The organism is Mycobacterium sp. NGS33 (assembly GCF_059812885.1).
The window spans coordinates 49,510-66,435 of record NZ_JCALDN010000018.1 but is presented as its reverse complement, the minus strand read 5'-3'; the positions used below and the strand labels follow the sequence as shown (position 1 = coordinate 66,435).

Below are 16,926 nucleotides of genomic sequence, written 5' to 3'. Positions count from 1 at the left end.
TTCTCCTTGGGCGTTCGTGTTCGTGTGAATGGCACCATGGCGACGGCGGGAAAGGGCTCTGCGGGCCACGGCGGCTCCGGGGGGTGATCGTATGCGGGATGGCAATGCCACGATCGTCGCTCAGCTCGTCGAGCTGGTGGGCAATCTGCAGCGCGAACAAGGCGATACCGCTTCCGGGTTGCACGAGCTCATCGATAGCGGGACCGATCACGTGACAGGCTCGCAGTACGCCGGTATCACCCTGGCCGAGAAGGACAGGTCGGTCAGCAGCGTGGTCGCCACGCATCGTTACCCGATGGTGCTTGACGCGATCCAGAACAGCTGCGGCGAGGGGCCGTGCCTGACGGCCGCCTGGGAGCACCACATCATGCACATCGCCGACCTGAACGCCGAACAACGCTGGTTGCGCTACCGGCGGCTTGCGCTCGAGCAGACGCCGATCCGCTCGATCCTGTCGTACGAATTGTTCATCGACGGCACCAGCATGGCCGCGCTCACCTTCTATGCCGACCGCCCGCAGGCGTTCAGCGAGGAGTCGGTAGAACTCGGCGCGGTGTTCGCCACGCACATCGCCCTGGCGTGGTCGATGATGCGCCGCCAGGACCAATTTCGCAGCGCCTTGGCCTCGCGCGACATCATCGGGCAGGCCAAGGGCGTGGTCATGGAGCGCTTCAACCTCGACGCCGTCGAAGCGTTCGAACTGCTCACCCGGGTTTCGCAGAAATCCAACGTCAGGCTGATCGACATCGCGGCGGCGCTGATAGACAGTGAACACCCGCTCAAGCAGCGGCGGCACTGACCGCGGCTCGGCGCGACACCAAACACTAACGTTCCCATCATCTTTCGTCAGATCGCCGACTGCGCGCCCCGGCCCGGCCGTCGCCGACCGTGATCACTCCCGCCGGTTCCATGCCTGCGGTGCGGTTTCGACGAGTGTGAGACGGGTATGTGCCACCCATATGAAGGCTGTTACCTGGCAGGGCAAGCGCGATGTGCGGGTGGACTCGGTGCCCGACCCGAAGATCGAGCGACCGACCGATGCCATCGTGGAAGTCACCTCGACCAACATCTGCGGCTCCGACCTGCACCTCTACGAGATCCTCGGGGCGTTCATGAACCCCGGGGACATCCTCGGGCACGAAGCCATGGGCATCGTGCGGGAGGTCGGCACCGAAACGGGCGACCTGCGGGTAGGGGACCGGGTCGTCATCCCGTTCCAAATCTCCTGCGGCAGTTGCCACATGTGCTCTCAGCAGCTCTACACCCAATGCGAGACCACTCAGGTGCGCGACCAGGGCATGGGGGCGGCGCTGTTCGGTTATTCGGAGCTCTACGGTGAAGTCCCGGGTGGCCAGGCCGAGCTGTTACGCGTGCCCCAGGCGCAATTCACTCACATCAAAGTGCCTGTGGGACCGCCGGATTCGCGGTTCGTCTACCTGTCGGACGTGCTGCCCACCGCGTGGCAGGCGGTCGCCTACGCCGACATCCCGGACGGTGGCTCGGTGACCGTGCTCGGGCTGGGTCCCATCGGGGACATGGCCGCCCGCATCGCCGATCACCTGGGCTACCGCGTCATCGCCGTCGACCTGGTGCCCGAGCGGCTGGGGCGCGCGGCGAAACGCGGCATCCATACCATCGATCTGGGCCGGCTCGACTCCTCGCTTGGTGACGCGATCCGCGACCTGACCGACGGACGCGGAACCGACTCGGTGATCGACGCCGTGGGCATGGAGGCGCACGGCTCACCGGCCGCCAAATTGGCGCAGCAGGTCGCCGGGGTGCTGCCGGATGCGTTGGGCAAGCGGCTGATGCAGACCGCAGGCGTGGATCGCCTCAACGCCCTGTACTCCGCCATCGACATCGTGCGGCGCGGCGGAACGATCTCCCTCAGCGGCGTGTACGGCGGTATGGCCGACCCGCTCCCGATGCTGACCCTGTTCGACAAGCAGCTGACCCTGCGGATGGGGCAGGCCAACGTCAAGCGCTGGGTCGACGACATTATGCCGCTGCTGACCGATGACGACCCACTCGGCGTCGACACCTTCGCCACCCACGTGCTGCCGCTGGACCAGGCCCCGCACGCCTACGAGATCTTCCAGAAGAAGCAGGATGGTGCGGTCAAGGTCATACTGAAGCCGTGATCGCCCATGCCGCAAGGCTTTCCGAACAGTCACCGCGCCGCGAGGGGCGGCCCGCAGTTTGACCGCCATGACGGCAGGGTATTGACAGCGCCATGACCACCGCAGACGCCGCCGCTCCCACGCCCACCGGAGAGGTGTGGCCGGGCCGGGCCTACCCGCTGGGCGCCACATACGACGGGGCGGGCACCAACTTCGCCGTGTTCAGCGAGGTGGCCGAGCGGGTGGAGCTGTGCCTGTTCGACGCCGAGGGCACCGAGAGCCGCATCACCCTGCCCGAGATCGACGGCTTCATCTGGCACGCCTACATCCCCAACATCGAACCGGGCCAGCGCTACGGCTACCGCGTCTACGGCCCATACGACCCGCAGGCGGGGCTGCGCTGCAACCCCAACAAGCTACTGGTGGACCCCTACTCCAAGGCCATCGACGGCTCCTTCGAATGGAACCAGTCGCTGTTCAGCTACAACTTCGGCGACCCCGACAGCCGCAACGACGACGACTCGGCCGAAAGCATGCCCAAGTCGGTGGTGATCAACCCCTACTTCGACTGGGGCAACGACCGTCCACCGGATCACCAGTACGCCGACACGGTGATCTACGAGGCGCACGTCAAGGGGCTGACCCAGACCCACCCCGATATCCCCGAACCGCTGCGCGGCACCTACGCCGCGGTCGCGCACCCGGTGATCATCGAGCACCTCAAGGAACTCGGTGTCACGGCCATCGAATTGATGCCGGTGCATCACTTCGCCAACGACTCCACCCTGGTCGACAAGGGACTGTCGAACTACTGGGGCTACAACACGATCGGATTCTTCGCGCCCGACTTCAAGTACTCCAGCGCCACCACCCCGGGCGGGCAGGTCCAGGAGTTCAAGGCCATGGTGCGCTCGCTGCACGAGGCCGGCATCGAGGTCATCCTCGACGTCGTCTACAACCACACGGCCGAGGGCAACCACCTGGGCCCGACCCTGTCGATGCGCGGCATCGACAACGCCGCGTACTACCGGCTGGTCGATGACGACAAGCAGTACTACATGGACTACACGGGCACCGGCAACAGCCTCAACGTCGGGCATCCGCATGCGCTGCAGCTGATCATGGACTCGCTGCGCTACTGGGTCACCGAGATGCATGTCGACGGGTTCCGCTTCGACCTGGCCTCGACGCTGGCCCGCGAGTTCTACGACGTCGACCGCCTGGCGACGTTTTTCGAACTCGTGCAACAGGATCCGACCGTCAGCCAGGTCAAGCTGATCGCCGAGCCGTGGGATGTCGGGCCGGGCGGCTATCAGGTGGGCAACTTCCCGCCGCAGTGGACTGAGTGGAACGGCAAGTACCGCGACACCGTCCGCGACTTCTGGCGCGGCGAGCCCGCAACCCTCGACGAGTTCGCCTATCGGCTCTCCGGATCGGCGGATCTCTACGAGCACACCGCGCGCCGGCCGGTGGCCTCGATCAACTTCGTCATCGCCCACGACGGGTTCACGCTGCGCGACCTGGTGTCCTACAACGAAAAGCACAACGAGGCCAACGGCGAGGACAACAACGACGGCGAAAGCCACAACCGGTCGTGGAACTGCGGCGTGGAGGGGCCCACCGACGACGAGCAGATCAACGCGCTGCGCGCCCGCCAGCAGCGCAACTTCCTGACCACGCTGCTGCTGTCCCAGGGCGTGCCGATGATCTGTCACGGCGACGAACTCGGGCGCACCCAGAACGGCAACAACAACGGCTATTGCCAGGACAACGAGCTCACCTGGATCGACTGGGACAACGCCGACGCCGGATTGCTGGAGTTCACCCGGACGGTCTCGGCGCTGCGGGCCGGGCACCCCGTGTTCCGCAGGCGCCGATTCTTCTCGGGAAAACCGGTGGGCCGGCGCGGGCGGGACGGCCTGGCGGACATCGCCTGGTTCACCCCCGAGGGCACCGAGATGACCGACGAGGACTGGGGTGCCAGCTTCGCCAAGTCCGTCGCGGTGTTCCTCAACGGTCACGGCATTCCCGACCGCGACGCCCGCGGTCAGCGGGTACTGGACGACTCGTTCCTGTTGTGCTTCAACGCCCACTACGAGCCGATCGAATTCACCTTGCCGCCAAAGGAATTCGGCGCCGCCTGGGAGGTCGTGGTGTACACCGGTCCCGACGAGACGACGCCGGCCGACGAGGTGCCCGGCGGCGGCGGGCTCAACGTGGAAGCGCACACCGCCGTGGTGCTGCGCGCCCTGCCCTCGGACTAGCCTTCGCGACACCCGTTCGCGACACCCTTTCGCGACGCGCACAGCCGCGTCCCCCGGGTTGCACCCACCGTTTCTGCGGATCGAGCGGGCCGCTCGCGCCGAATAGGCGACATCGGTTAACTTTGGCGCAAAGTATTGCTGCCGCCGACGCCGCGGCCGCGCCCCGAGTGCCGGAAACGAAGGGACAGCCGATGGACAGGGCCGGCCTCGACAGCCGCATGACGAGAGCGTTGGCCTGGGGCGGCCGCGCGGCCGTAGTCGTCGTCCTCATGGTCGCCGGGTTGACGTGGCTGGGCTGGACGGCCGGTATCGAGCGGCTGACGCGGATCTATCCCACCTGGCCGCAGATGATGCCGTGGACAGCCCTGTGGCTGGCCGCGCTGGGCCTGGCGATCCTGGCGCAATCCGGCCACGCGTCGACCAATCGCATCTGGGTGGGACGCGCTCTGGCGCTTCTCGTGGGTGTGCTGGCCGTGGTAATCCTGCTGGAGTACACCCCGATCGGGTCGCTCGGCGTCGACCAGGTTCTGTTCGGGGACGCGGTGCGCGGGCGGCAAACCTCATGGCCGGGGCGTCCCAGCCCCCAGACCGCGGCGCCGGTCCTCATGCTGGCCGTCGCAGTCGCGCTGATCCGGGTTGATCGCGGCACCCGCGTGATCTGGCCGGCGTGCCTGGCAGGCAGTGGGGCCATCCCGCTCGTGACCGTCGGGGCCTATTTGTTCGATGCGTTGGCGTTGGTCGGTGTCTCGCCCTCGACGGGGCAGGCACTCTCGACCGCGTCGGCCCTGCTGGTGCTCATCGCCGCGACGTCGCTGGCGCGCCCCGACCGGTTCCCGCTCGCCTGGCTGTACGCGCGGCCCGACCGGCGGTCGCTGGTCCGCCTGGTCGCCATCCTCGCGGGTTTCCCGTTGGTGGTGGCCCTGGCGAGGCCGATCTTTCTGCAGCTCGGGCTGGGCGAGCACGCCGAGTGGACCTTCTCGATCCTGTTGGGCACCACGGTCGTTGGCGCGATCACCTTCTACTTCAGTCAGCGCGAACAGAAGCTGCTGATCGCCAAGGAGTTGGCCAGCAAGGAACGCGCCGAGGCCGAGGCGCGCTACCGCCTCCTCGCCGACAACGCGGTCGACATCATCGTGCACCTCCGCGACGGCGAGGTGGTGTGGATTTCGCCCTCCGCGGAAGCTGCGTTGGGCGGGCCGCTGCAGCGATGGACGCGCTCGGGTCTCGCCCGTCGCATCCATCCCGACGACCGCGACGGACTCGTCGCCGCCGTGCGCCGCATCGCCGGCGGTGAACAGGTTCTGCAGCGGTTCCGGGTGTGCGCGGTCGACGGCGATTACCACTGGGTCGACGGTCACGGAAAGCCCTACACCGACGCGGAGGGCAACACCGATGGGCTGATCGCGGCGCTACGCGTCGTCGACGATCAGGTCGAGGCCGAGCAGCGGCTGGAACGGTTGGCGCGCTTCGACACCCTCACCGGCCTGGTGAACCGGGCCGAGGCGCTCGGCCGGCTGGAGTCCGCACTGGCGCAGCCGCAACCCGCCGGAACGCACGTCGGCGTCCTGTTCTGCGACGTCGACCACTTCAAGGCGATCAACGACACGTGGGGGCACGGCATGGGGGACTTCGTGCTGGCCACCCTGGCGGCGCGGATCCGGGCGAGCGTTCGCCGCGGGGACACGGTCGGGCGCACGGGGGGCGACGAGATACTGGTCCTGTTGCCCGGCGTCCGCAGCGCCGACGAGCTCGCGCAGATCGCGGAAAAGATTCGCAGCCGGGTCGCCGAGCCGATCCACCTGTCCGGCAACATGATTCGCGCGACCCTGAGCATCGGTGCCACGCTGGCCCGTTTCGCCGAGTCCGTTGACACCGTGACCGCGCGAGCCGACGAGGCCATGTACCGGGCCAAATCGGGCGACCGCAACACCGTCGTTCCCAACTAAGCGGCCCAGTGATCACCACGCGGCGCGTCGGATCCGGTAGGTTTCTCGCGACGGCGTCTTGCGTTACAAGAGAGGGCGAATATGTCAAGGACAGTGGTGGTCGGCGCCTCCAGCGGGCTGGGGCGTTGCATAGGTGTCGGTCTGGCGCAGCGCGGTGATCAGGTCGCGTTGCTTGCCCGGCGGCGCGAACGCATCGAGGCCGCGGCCAAGGACGCCGGCCCGAACGCCGTCGCCATCGAATGCGATGTCACCGACCAGGCGTCCTGCCGCGCGGCCATCGACCGCGCCGCCGATGCGCTCGGCGGCATCGACAACATGGTCTACACGCCGGCCGTCGGGCCGCTGGTCCGCATGGTCGACACCGACGCCGACACCTGGCGGCGCATCTTCGACACCAACGTCATCGGCGCCTCGCTGGTGACGGCCGCGGCGGTGCCGCACCTGACGGCCTCGGCGGGCAAGGCCGTGTACCTGTCCTCCGACGCCGGAACCTTCGGGCCGCCGTGGCCCGGCCTGGGCGCCTACGGGGTCAGCAAGGCGGCCCTGGAGCGGCTGGTGGAGGCGTGGCGCGCGGAGCATTCCGACATCGGCTTCACCAACCTGATCGTCGGGGAGTGCGCGGGTGGCGAGGGCGACGGGCAGACCGGCATGAACGAAGGCTGGGACATGGACCTCGCGATGAAGGCCGTCCCGCTGTGGTCCTCGCGCGGCTGCATGCCCGGCAAGTTGATGCCCGTCGAGGACCTGATCGACGTGGTGCACACGATCCTGCGGACCAACGCCTCGACGTCGATGCCGCTGGTGGTGGCCCGCGGCGCGCCAGCCAGCCCCGCCGCGTTCGCCGAGGCCAACCAGTCGTAGGCCGGCCGCTCAGCGGCGGCCGAGCTTCTCCTTGGCCAGGTCGGTCAGGAAGCGCGCCGCCGATGTCGGCCGGAAGGCCAGGGCCGCGTCGGTGAGCGCGTCACGGGATGCGGTGGGCAGCTCGATGTCGGCGGCGGCGACGTTGAACTCCAGCTGCTCGACGGACGAGGCGCCGGGGATGGCGACCACGCCCGGATAGCTGATCAGCCAGGCCAGGGCCACCTGCGCCGGCTTGGCGTCGACGTCCTTGGCGACATCGCGCAACAGCTGCAGCAGCGGCTCGACGCGGCGCAGGTTCTCGGTGCCGAACAGGGAGTTCACCGCGCGCACGCCCCCCGGACGGTTGTCGACACCGTATTTGCCGCCCAGCAGCCCCTGTTCCAGCGGGCTGTAGGCGATCACGATGCGGTTCTCCCGCTCGGCGAACGGCACCAGGTTCTTCAGCGCCTTCGGGTAGGCGAGCGAGAAGTGCACCTGGTTGCTGATTACCGGGCGGCCCAGCGCGGCGTCGGCCTTCTGCCAGCGCTGCAGCGAATAGTTCGAGACGCCGGCGGCGCCGATCTTGCCGCGCTCGAGCAGGTCACGCATGCCCGGCATGATCACCGAATCGGGGAACACCGGGTTGGGCTGGTGGATCTGGTACAGCGGGATGCGGTCCAGCCCCAGTCGCTGCGCGCTGGCGCGGGCGCGCTGCTTGACCACCGCGGGGAAGGGCGCGACCGGCATGATCTTGCTGGCCACCACCACCTCGGCGCGCTCGTCGCCGAGCGCCTCGCCCAGGATCCGTTCGCTTTTGCCCAGGCCGTACACCTCGGCGGTATCGAAGAGCGTCACCCCGAGGGCAAGGGCGCGGCGCACGATGTCACCCGCGGCCCCGGCCGCGTAGCTGTCCCCGTAACCCCACTCGCGTGAACCGAACTGCCAGGTGCCCAAGCCGATTCGGCTGACCCGGCCGACCCCGTCGACGTCGACAAACTTCATGCGGTCAGCGTACTCAGCCGGGGATCTTGCCGAGGATGTAGTTCGCGATGCTGACGGCGGCCGCGCGGGGCGACGCGCTGTCCGTGGTCCCGCTGGCGGATACGTTCAGGTCGATGACGACGTTCGCCTTGGCCGCGATCGCCCGCGCCGAGCGCACCTGGATGCCCTTGGGGGTCAGGTCCAGCGTGGTGATCCCGTTGCCGGCGTCGACGGGGGCGCTCACCGACATCGGGATCGGCTGCCCACCGGGAGCGGACACGGTGACGGTCGATTCGCCGCATTTGTGCCATCCCGACAGCAGCGTGGCCAGCTGAGCCTGGGCCGCACCCGGATCGCGGAACGCCGCGACGCCCTGGATGACCTGCATGGACTTCAGCATGCTACGGGTGTCGGTGAATTCTCCGGCGTGGTATCCGGCCAGCGTCCCGGGGGCGTAGGCGTCGGGGCTGCCGGCGGCGATGCTTTCCCAGCACTCCGGGCGGTCGATGCTGCCGTCATCCGGGGAGCGGCCGGGGCTGTTCCAGGTCGGGCCGACGTCGAGGTTCGCATCGCCGGTGATGTTGCGCAGCGCGTCCAGCCCGGGCAGCAGGGTGGCGATGGTCTCCGGCGGGACCGTGGGCGGTGGCGGCCCGGCGGCCGTGCTGGAGGCGGGGGATGTCCGGTGCGGCGAGGTGGAACCGGCCAGCGTGGCCCACCCGGCCAGGGCGACGACCGCCAACGAGATGAAGATGTACGACAGGGTCACACCCACCAGCGCACGGTCGCGCCCGAGTTCACCGGTGCGGCGGATCTGCGCCAGCCCGAGGTGGCCCAGGATTGCCCCCGCGGGGGCGAACAGGAACGCGAACACCAGCGACAGCGTCGCCAACGTGTTGACGGGCGGCCGGTAGGGCGGGGGTGCGGGCGGCGGCGTGTATGGCGGTGTGTGCGGCGGTGGCTGCGCGGGAAGCGGCTCCACGTCGGGGGGCGGGACGCGGCCCAGCGGGTCGTAGCTCAGCGGGTTCTGCCAATACGGGTCCTGCGGGTTGGTCACGCAGCGCCTCCTTCGTGGGGAGAACCTGCCCGAAATGTAGCCGACGAGGGCGCAGGGCTAAACCAGGACGTCACAGGCGCGGTTTGGCGATGCCGACCACGTAGGGCACCCCGGCGAAGGTCAGGTAGACCCGGTGCGGCCCGACGGCCATGCCCGAAAGGTGGGCCGTTTGCGCGGCCGCGGGCAGGCCCGACCGGTAGCCGATGGTGCGCAGCACGGGAATGCGCCCGTCCGGAAAGCCGGTGAAGCTTGCGGTTTCGAGGGTCACCAGTTCGTGGTCGGTGGCGGCGTAGATCCTCGTGTCGTCGGTGCCGAGTTCGCGGATCGGCGCCGGCAGCCGGGTGGTGGCCAGCACCTCCATTCCCTTTCCACCCCGGCGCGAGTCGACGGCGCGCAGGGTGTCATCGTCGTGCCCGGCGACATAGCTTCGGGTCACCGCGGTGCCGTCACCCGCCGAGACCGCGACGTCGATGGTCAGCGAGCCGCGTTGCGCCGGCGGTGACGAGGTGCCCTTGAAGTGCCGGATGCCCGACGATCCGTACAGGTGGTAGTCGAGTTCGCGGCCCCGGTTGGTGCCGTCGATGGTGTCGGCGCTGGTATCGGTGGTCGCCGTGGGCAGCTTGCGGTAGCCGTACTGATCCACCGGGGTCACCGCCATCCCATCGGCCGACAATGCCAGCAGCATGCGCAATCCCGCGTCTTCCGCCAGGTAAGCCGGCGCCGGCCCGGCGTCGAAATCATCGACCTGGCGCAGGGTTTCCACATCGACGGCGGCGACCCTGTCGCGGTCGGGTTGCGGCACGAAGACCAGCCGTTCGTCCTTCTGGCTGATCTGCAGGTTGCGTCCTGAGGCCATCGGTGCGGAGAAGCGCGTCGTGGCATCGCCGCCGTGTTCGCCCGCGGTGGCCTCGGCCACCCGGTGATCGTCGGTCAGCGCGACCAGGGCGCCCGCGGCGTACGACCACACCGGTTCGTGCAATGGCGCGGCCACCCGCCACACCTCGACGGCGGGTGCGCCCTCCAGCGACGCCCCGGGCCGCGAACAGGCTGTGGTCAGCGACGCCGCAGCCACCGCGCCGACGACTGCGCAGCGCACCAACGCCCGGATGCGCTGGCCCGTGGGGGAACCCGTTTCGGCGCCCATCGACCACCCGCTCCTTTCCGCTGTTTGTCCAGGACATACCCCACACGCGGGGCGCCACACCCCGTTTGGCGGTCTGATTGGTCGGGTAGCCGGATCCAGGAGCGCGCACAGCCCGCGCGCCCAACCGAAGATGGGAGGGACACTGTGGCACCGAACGCCATCCAGTCGCCCACCGACGTGGTCGACTTTCTCGTCAGTCAGCATCAGCAGATCAAGGCGATGTTCGCCGAAACCCTGGCGGCGTCCGGAAAGGCCCGCGAGAAGGCCTTTGTCGAGCTGCGGCGACTGCTCGCCGTGCACGAAACCGCCGAGGAAGAGATCGTTCACCCGCGCGCCAAGCGCAAGATCTCGGGCGGCGCCACCGTCGTCGACGAACGGCTGCACGAAGAGCACGAGGCCAAGACCGTTCTGCAGAAGCTGGAAAAGCTCGACGTCGACAGCGAGGAGTTCACCCGCGAATTGACGAAGCTGCGCGACGCGGTCATCGAGCACGCCGAGCATGAGGAGCACGACGAATTCTCCAAGCTCGGCGAGGAATTGAGCGGCGACGAGCTGGAACGGATGGGCCGCGCCGCCAAGCTCGCCGAGGCGATTGCCCCCACCCGCCCGCACGCCGGCGTGGAATCCCAGGCGGCCAACCTGGCCGCGGGGCCGTTCGCCGCGATGCTCGACCGCGCCCGCGACGCCATCAGCGGCAAGGGCTGAGGAGAGCCGCCCCCGGCGTGGTACCCCCGCTCGGTGGGGGAGCGGGGGTACCCACGCCCCTGGTGAGAAAAGATCATGGCCGCAACGTCGAAAGCCCCCGGTGCCGACCGCTACCTCCCGGAGGAGCGGGGCCTAGATTCGCTGCGGACGGCGGCCGAAACATGCCATGGCTGTTCGCTTTTCGAAGACGCCACCCAGACCGTGTTCGGCAATGGACACCCCGGTGCGCCGATCATGCTGGTGGGCGAGCAGCCCGGCGATCAGGAGGACCGCGCCGGTGAGCCGTTCGTCGGCCCGGCCGGGCGCCTGCTGGCCCGTGCTCTCGAGGACGCCGGCATCGAGCCTGCGCTGGTCTATGAGACCAACGCGGTCAAGCATTTCAAGTTCACCCGCAAGGGCGGCAAGCGACGCATCCACCAGAAGCCGGGCCGCACCGAGGTCGTCGCCTGCCGGCCCTGGCTGATCGCCGAAATCGAAGCGGTGCGCCCGCAGGTCATCGTGTGCCTGGGCGCCACGGCCGCACAGTCGTTGCTGGGGAACAGTTTTCGGGTGTCCACGCAGCGCGGCCAGCAGTTGCGCCTGCCCTCATCGGTCGACGTGCACATCGAGCCCGAGCCGACCGTGGTCGCCACGGTTCATCCCTCGTCGGTGTTGCGCGACCGCAGTGACCGGCATGACGAAATCTACAAGGCGTTCGTCGACGATCTGCGCACCGCGGGGTCGGGCGTCACCAAGCGCAGGTGAGGCCCGACCCCGCTGCCCGTCAACTCTTCTTGTGCGGCAAGAACTCCTGGGCCTTGGTCTTCAGGCCCACCTTGACGAAGCCGACCCGGTCCTCGTCACCGGAGAGCACCGCCGTGGTCGCCGACTTGAACTGCTCCCATGTCGCGTGCGGCGGGATCGGCGGCATGTCCGGGTCGGTGTGAACGTCCAGCACGGTGGGACGGTCCGCGGACAGCGCGTTGCGCCAGGCGTCCGACAGTTCTTCCGGATCCTTGATCGCCATCGCGTTCAGCCCCAGGCTCGCGGCGAATGCGGCGAAATCGATGTCCGGAAGGTTCTGGGACTCCGCGAATTTCGGCGCGCCGGCCATGGCGCGCATTTCCCAGGTCACCTGGTTGAGGTCGTTGTTGTGGAGGATCGCGATGATCAGGCGGGGATCCTTCCATTCGTTCCAGTACCGCTTGATCGTGATCAGTTCGGCCATGCCGTTCATCTGCATGGCGCCGTCACCGGCGAACACGATGACGGGGCGGTCCGGGTGGCCGAACTTGGCGCCGATGCCGTACGGAACCCCGGGGCCCATGGTGGCCAGCGTGCCCGACAGCGAGCCCCGCATGTCGCCGCGGAAGCGCAGGTTGCGCGCGTACCAGTTGGCGGACGAGCCGGAATCGGCTGCGACGATAGCGTTTTCGGGCAGTTGGGGGGACAGCTCGGAGAACAACCGCAGCGGGTTGATGGGGTTCGCGCTGACCATCGCCTCCTTGTCCATGGTCTCCCACCAGCGGGCCACCGTCTTCTCGATGCCCTCGCGCCACGACCGGTCCTCCTTGCGGCGCAGGTGCGGGATCAGCGCCCGCAGCGCGGTCTTGGCGTCGGCGACCAGGTTGACCTCGTACGGGTAGCGCATGCCGATCATCCGGCCGTCGACGTCGATCTGCACCGCGCGCGCTTGACCGAATTCGGGCAGGAACTGCGTGTAGGGGAAGCTGGACCCGACCGTCAGCAGCGTGTCGCAGTCGCGCATCATCTCGTAGCTCGGCCGCGTCCCGAGCAGCCCGATCGAGCCGGTGACCCAGGGCAATTCGTCCGACAGGACGTCCTTGCCCAACAGAGCCTTGGCCGCTCCCGCGCCAAGCAGGTCGGCGACCTCGGCCAGCTCTTCGTGAGCCCCGCGCGCGCCGGTACCCACCAGGATGGCGACCTTCTTGCCGGCGTTGAGCACGTCGGCCGCCCGCGCGATCGCGGTGTCGTCGGGGGCGATGTCCGGGTACTCGATGCCGAGGCTGGAGGGCACCATCTTGAACGCGTGCTCGGGCGGGGAGTACGGCAGTTCCTGCACATCGCTGGGGATGATCAACGCCGTCGGCGCCCGCTGGGTCATCGCTATGCGGATGGCGCGATCCAGCACGTTGGGCAATTGCTCGGGGACGGTGACCATTTGGACGTAGTCACTGGCGACGTCTTTGAAGAGGTTCAGCAGGTCGACCTCCTGCTGGTAGTTGCCGCCCATGGCGCTGCGGTTGGTCTGACCGACGATGGCCACCACCGGGACGTGGTCGAGCTTGGCGTCGTAGAGGCCGTTGAGCAGATGGATCGCGCCGGGGCCCGACGTGGCCGCGCAGATCCCGACCCGGCCGGTGAATTTCGCGTAGCCCACCGCCTCGAAGGCGCTCATCTCCTCGTGGCGCGACTGGATGAACTTGGGCTTGTTGTCGGCGCGGCCCCACGCGGCCAGCAGCCCGTTGATGCCGTCGCCGGGATACCCGAATACATGTTCAACGCCCCACGCCCGCAAGCGCTCCAGCAAATAATCGGAAACCTCTTTTTTGGACATGTTTCCCTCCTCGACAGACGGTTCTACAGTGCTGGCGGATGGGCGTGTGTGGCTATTGTTTGAACCACCTGCATGGCGCCGCCGGCGATGCGCGCGCTAACCGAGCGCGGCTCCCGCTGACGGGCGTGACGTATGCAGGCTGCCACCGCATGGGCGGCTTCGGCACTTCCCACCCGGGCGGTATTACCCGGATTGGCCGCCGTTATTCGCCGAAACCGCAACGGCGGGCCGACTCTCAGCCAGTTTTCAGCTGGCGATTGTGCAACGGCGCCCCGCGATGCGCAGGAGACGCGGGGGCGCCGCGTCGAAAGCCTTGTGGCACAACGTGTCCAGCCAAGCGAGGCCCGCTTCACGCACGGTGGCCGTATCGAGCGAATTTGCGGCATCGATGACGGCGGCCGGGGCGGCCTTTTTCGGTCAGCACCACGATCGCGTCGGCGGCCGTCACCCCCGCTTAGCTGCGGCACAGCGGGGACAGGGTCGGGCGATTGCGGCTCATAACCCGCCACCTGGCCGGCACACAACGGTGTGGTGAGAAGTAGGCCCCATCGCCGGCCGGCCGAGCCCGCGCTCTTTGCTCAGGCGCTCTTGGCCAGCGACGATCCCGACGCGCTGTTGCCCTTGGCGACCCGCCGGATCAGCATCCGGGTCGCCTTGTCCAGGATTTCCTGCGCCACATCCGGCTTGCGGGCGCGCTCGGCACGGCGCACCGCCGCGGCGATGGTCAGTCCCTGCTCGTAACCGGTGACGACGCGGGGGTCGACGTAGGAACCGCGCGCCACCGCCGGGGTGTTGCCCAGTTCCTCGGCGACTTCTTTCATCACCGCGGATTCGACGCGCTTGGCGACCCGCTGCGAGACCGCCGGGTCCGCATCGGCGAACGCCGCCGCCGCGAGCACCGTCCCGTGCCACGTCCGCAGATCTTTGACGGTGTACTCCTCGCCCACCAGCTCCTTGAACCGGGCGTTCAGGTCGTCGGCGCGCACATCGAGCCACCCGGATGCATTGCGGCACACCAACAGTCGCTCGGTGCGGTTGGGGCGGCGCATCAGGGCGCGCACCGCGCGGACCACTTCGGGATCCTCGATTTCCACGGTGCGCCGCACCCCGCTCTTGGCCGGGAAATCGAACTCGACGGCGTTGCGCCGCACCACCACATGCTCACACAGCAGGGTAGACAGGCCGTAGGACTCGTGCTCCTCGGCGTACTGTTCGCCGCCGGCGCGGAAGTAGCCGCGATCCAGCAGCCGCAGCGCGAGCGCCAAGACCCGCCTGCGGGTCAAGCCCTGTCGGGCCAGATCTTTGGCGATCTGGGCGCGCCACACGGGCAGCCGTGTGGACAGTTCCAGCACCCGGTCGAACTTTTCCTCGGCCCGCTCCTGTTGCCAGGCGGCGTGATACAGGTACTGCCGGCGACCGGCCGCATCGACGCCGACGGCCTGAATGTGGCCATTGGCGTGCGGCGAAATCCATACCTTTTTCCAAGCCGGCGGAATGACCAGATCCTTGATGCGCTGCAAGGTTTCCGGGTCCGACAGCGGCGTGCCATCCGGTTGGTAATAGGCGAAGCCTCTGCCGCGACGCTTGCGCGCGATTCCCGGGTGGCTCAGCACGCTACGGCGCAACCGCATTGTCGTCTCCTCGGAGTTCTGGTAGCTGACTGCACAATTACCCGTCCGAGGAGTTGTTCACACGGTAGGCAAACGCGCGCGGAACGGAAACGACCCGCCACGGCGTTGTGACGGGTCGTCTCGGAATCCGATCAGCCGGCCATGAACTCCTGGTAAGCCGACTCGAGGTACGGCGGCAGGGCCGTGACATTGCACTGCCGTTCGGTGTCGCCGATCGGTGCCAGGATGCCGCGCAGGTCGTTGTATTCCTGCGGGTGGCCGGTGAAGTAGCCGCGCAGGCTTGCCTCAGCCTCCGGCCGCGGCTGCCCGTAGGCGGCCGTCACCACCTGGTTGGCGCCCGGGTGCGCGGCCAGATACTGCTCGGCCGAGCCTTGCACCGCGGACACGGTGTTGTTCACACCGCCCGGACTGCAGTCGGGTGCTGCCGCCGCCGACGGTGCGCCGACGATGCCCATGGCCATTCCCCCGAGCAGACAGCCGACACTGATTCCCGCCACTTTCCGGCGCGCGACAATGCTGCTGATTTTCATGATTGTGATGTCCTTCGAAAACGAAATGATTTTTCTGCAGAGAGGCTCCCGATCCTCGAAATCCAAAGTAGCGGAAGCGAACAGTGCGGGCGTTCGCCGCCGACGAGCGCCGGGGCCGTCGGGGCCGCTTCAGGGGTCGTTTTGCTGTGCGAACGATGAAGCGAGCCGGGGGTTTTTAAGAAACGGGGCCGGTTCTTACGAAATCGTAATCGGGATCGTGACGCAATCGTTATCTGAAGCTCGGGCCGATGCCATTGCTGGAGCCGTCGCCGTCTGTGCGGTGATGTCCGTCGGTGCAGGGCGGTGCCAGGGTGTGTAACCAGGTGTCGACGTCGGGGCCGACGACCACCGCACGGTCACCAGCCAGCAGCGCCCCGGCGCCCAGCGCGGCGACCGCAGGTTCCACCGCGCGGACCTGTCGGGGATCACCTTGCTGGATCAGCAGTTTGGACGTCAGCTCCGGTAACCGGATGGGGTCCGGCCCGGTGATCGTGCGCGGCGTGTGTGTCTGACCCAGGGCCGCCTCGACCAACACGTCGGCGACGGTGTCGGCCGCGATGGGTTGAATCAGCCAGTCCTCGACGACCACCTCGTTGTCGTCGCAGCTGACCGCGTCGTGGTTGGTGGCGAATTCGTACCAGTGGGTCGACTTGACGATGGTGGTCGGCACCGGGCCGTCGAGCAAGATGTCCTTCGCCTGGCGTTTGGCCTGGTAGTACGGGAAACCGTCGAACACCGGGTCTTCGATTCCGGCGATCGTCGACACCACCAGACGGTGCACGTCCTGCGTCACGCACGCGCCCACGATGTTGTGGGAAGCGGTAGGTGAGGGTCTGGCCGATGTCGGACCGCCCGTCGGGCGGGACGGGGTTCGACACGTCGATGGCGACGTCGACGCCCTGGAGCGCCCGCGACAGATCGGCTCCGTTGAACAGATCGATGTTGTGCTGCCGCGAAATCTCGACCACTGCGACGCCGCGCGCCCTCAACCGGGCGACAACCCGCGAACCCGCTGTGCCGGTCGCCCCGATCACGGCGATGGTCGTCGTCACTACACCTCACCCCCGGGCGTTCGTCGTCGAGAGGTACCCAGGTCTACCCGTTTCAAACCGGTTGGCTAGCAGAGGGGACGTGACGCTCGGGCCCGAACACCC

General features: G+C 68.1%; 13 protein-coding genes and 1 pseudogene. 7 read left to right on the top strand and 7 right to left on the bottom strand.

The window, feature by feature from the left end:
- Positions 1–91 precede the first annotated feature (91 nt).
- From AC5Y5B_RS21365 to AC5Y5B_RS21345, 5 genes are all read left to right on the top strand, one after another.
- A complete protein-coding gene (locus tag AC5Y5B_RS21365; protein WP_112634165.1) occupies positions 92–799 on the top strand; it encodes a GAF and ANTAR domain-containing protein in 708 nt (235 codons plus the stop codon).
- Between the two features lie 160 nt (positions 800–959).
- Positions 960–2,141, top strand: coding sequence for a zinc-dependent alcohol dehydrogenase (locus tag AC5Y5B_RS21360; protein WP_112634164.1), 1,182 nt, complete (start codon positions 960–962; stop codon positions 2,139–2,141).
- A gap of 92 nt (positions 2,142–2,233) precedes the next feature.
- Complete coding sequence (gene glgX, locus AC5Y5B_RS21355) at positions 2,234–4,384, top strand: glycogen debranching protein GlgX (protein ID WP_500006328.1); 2,151 nt, start codon at positions 2,234–2,236, stop codon at positions 4,382–4,384.
- A gap of 191 nt (positions 4,385–4,575) precedes the next feature.
- Positions 4,576–6,330, top strand: a complete 1,755-nt coding sequence (locus AC5Y5B_RS21350) for a diguanylate cyclase domain-containing protein (protein ID WP_500006327.1) — start codon at positions 4,576–4,578, stop codon at positions 6,328–6,330.
- 93 nt (positions 6,331–6,423) lie between these two features.
- Positions 6,424–7,191, top strand: coding sequence for an SDR family oxidoreductase (locus tag AC5Y5B_RS21345; protein WP_112634161.1), 768 nt, complete (start codon positions 6,424–6,426; stop codon positions 7,189–7,191).
- Positions 7,192–7,200: 9 nt separating this feature from the next.
- On the opposite strand, the gene AC5Y5B_RS21340 is transcribed toward AC5Y5B_RS21345, so the two are convergent.
- From AC5Y5B_RS21340 to AC5Y5B_RS21330, 3 genes are all read right to left on the bottom strand, one after another.
- A complete protein-coding gene (locus tag AC5Y5B_RS21340; protein WP_112634160.1) occupies positions 7,201–8,172 on the bottom strand; it encodes an aldo/keto reductase in 972 nt (323 codons plus the stop codon).
- Between the two features lie 13 nt (positions 8,173–8,185).
- Positions 8,186–9,205, bottom strand: coding sequence for a sensor domain-containing protein (locus tag AC5Y5B_RS21335; RefSeq protein ID WP_500006326.1), 1,020 nt, complete (start codon positions 9,203–9,205; stop codon positions 8,186–8,188).
- Positions 9,206–9,275: 70 nt separating this feature from the next.
- Positions 9,276–10,349, bottom strand: coding sequence for a hypothetical protein (locus AC5Y5B_RS21330; protein ID WP_500006325.1), 1,074 nt, complete (start codon positions 10,347–10,349; stop codon positions 9,276–9,278).
- A gap of 144 nt (positions 10,350–10,493) precedes the next feature.
- Here AC5Y5B_RS21330 and AC5Y5B_RS21325 point away from each other — a divergent pair, with 144 nt between their 5' ends.
- Positions 10,494–11,054 (top strand): hemerythrin domain-containing protein, encoded by a 561-nt coding sequence (locus AC5Y5B_RS21325; RefSeq protein WP_112634158.1) that lies wholly within the window; start codon positions 10,494–10,496, stop codon positions 11,052–11,054.
- A 75-nt stretch (positions 11,055–11,129) separates the two neighbouring features.
- Positions 11,130–11,798: a UdgX family uracil-DNA binding protein gene (locus AC5Y5B_RS21320; RefSeq protein ID WP_112634157.1), complete on the top strand. Its 669-nt coding sequence runs from the start codon at positions 11,130–11,132 to the stop codon at positions 11,796–11,798.
- A gap of 19 nt (positions 11,799–11,817) precedes the next feature.
- Here the strand turns inward: AC5Y5B_RS21320 and AC5Y5B_RS21315 are convergent, their stop codons facing one another.
- The 4 genes and pseudogenes from AC5Y5B_RS21315 to AC5Y5B_RS21300 form a co-directional block, all read right to left on the bottom strand.
- On the bottom strand, positions 11,818–13,611 hold the full coding sequence (locus AC5Y5B_RS21315; RefSeq protein ID WP_112634156.1) for a thiamine pyrophosphate-requiring protein: 1,794 nt from the start codon (positions 13,609–13,611) through the stop codon (positions 11,818–11,820).
- Between the two features lie 578 nt (positions 13,612–14,189).
- On the bottom strand, positions 14,190–15,242 hold the full coding sequence (locus AC5Y5B_RS21310; protein WP_500006324.1) for a DNA topoisomerase IB: 1,053 nt from the start codon (positions 15,240–15,242) through the stop codon (positions 14,190–14,192).
- 131 nt (positions 15,243–15,373) lie between these two features.
- Entirely contained in the window at positions 15,374–15,772 is a 399-nt protein-coding gene (locus tag AC5Y5B_RS21305) for a heme-binding protein (RefSeq protein WP_112634155.1), read from the bottom strand.
- 229 nt (positions 15,773–16,001) lie between these two features.
- A pseudogene (locus AC5Y5B_RS21300) lies at positions 16,002–16,824 on the bottom strand (SDR family oxidoreductase).
- Positions 16,825–16,926: the final 102 nt, after the last annotated feature.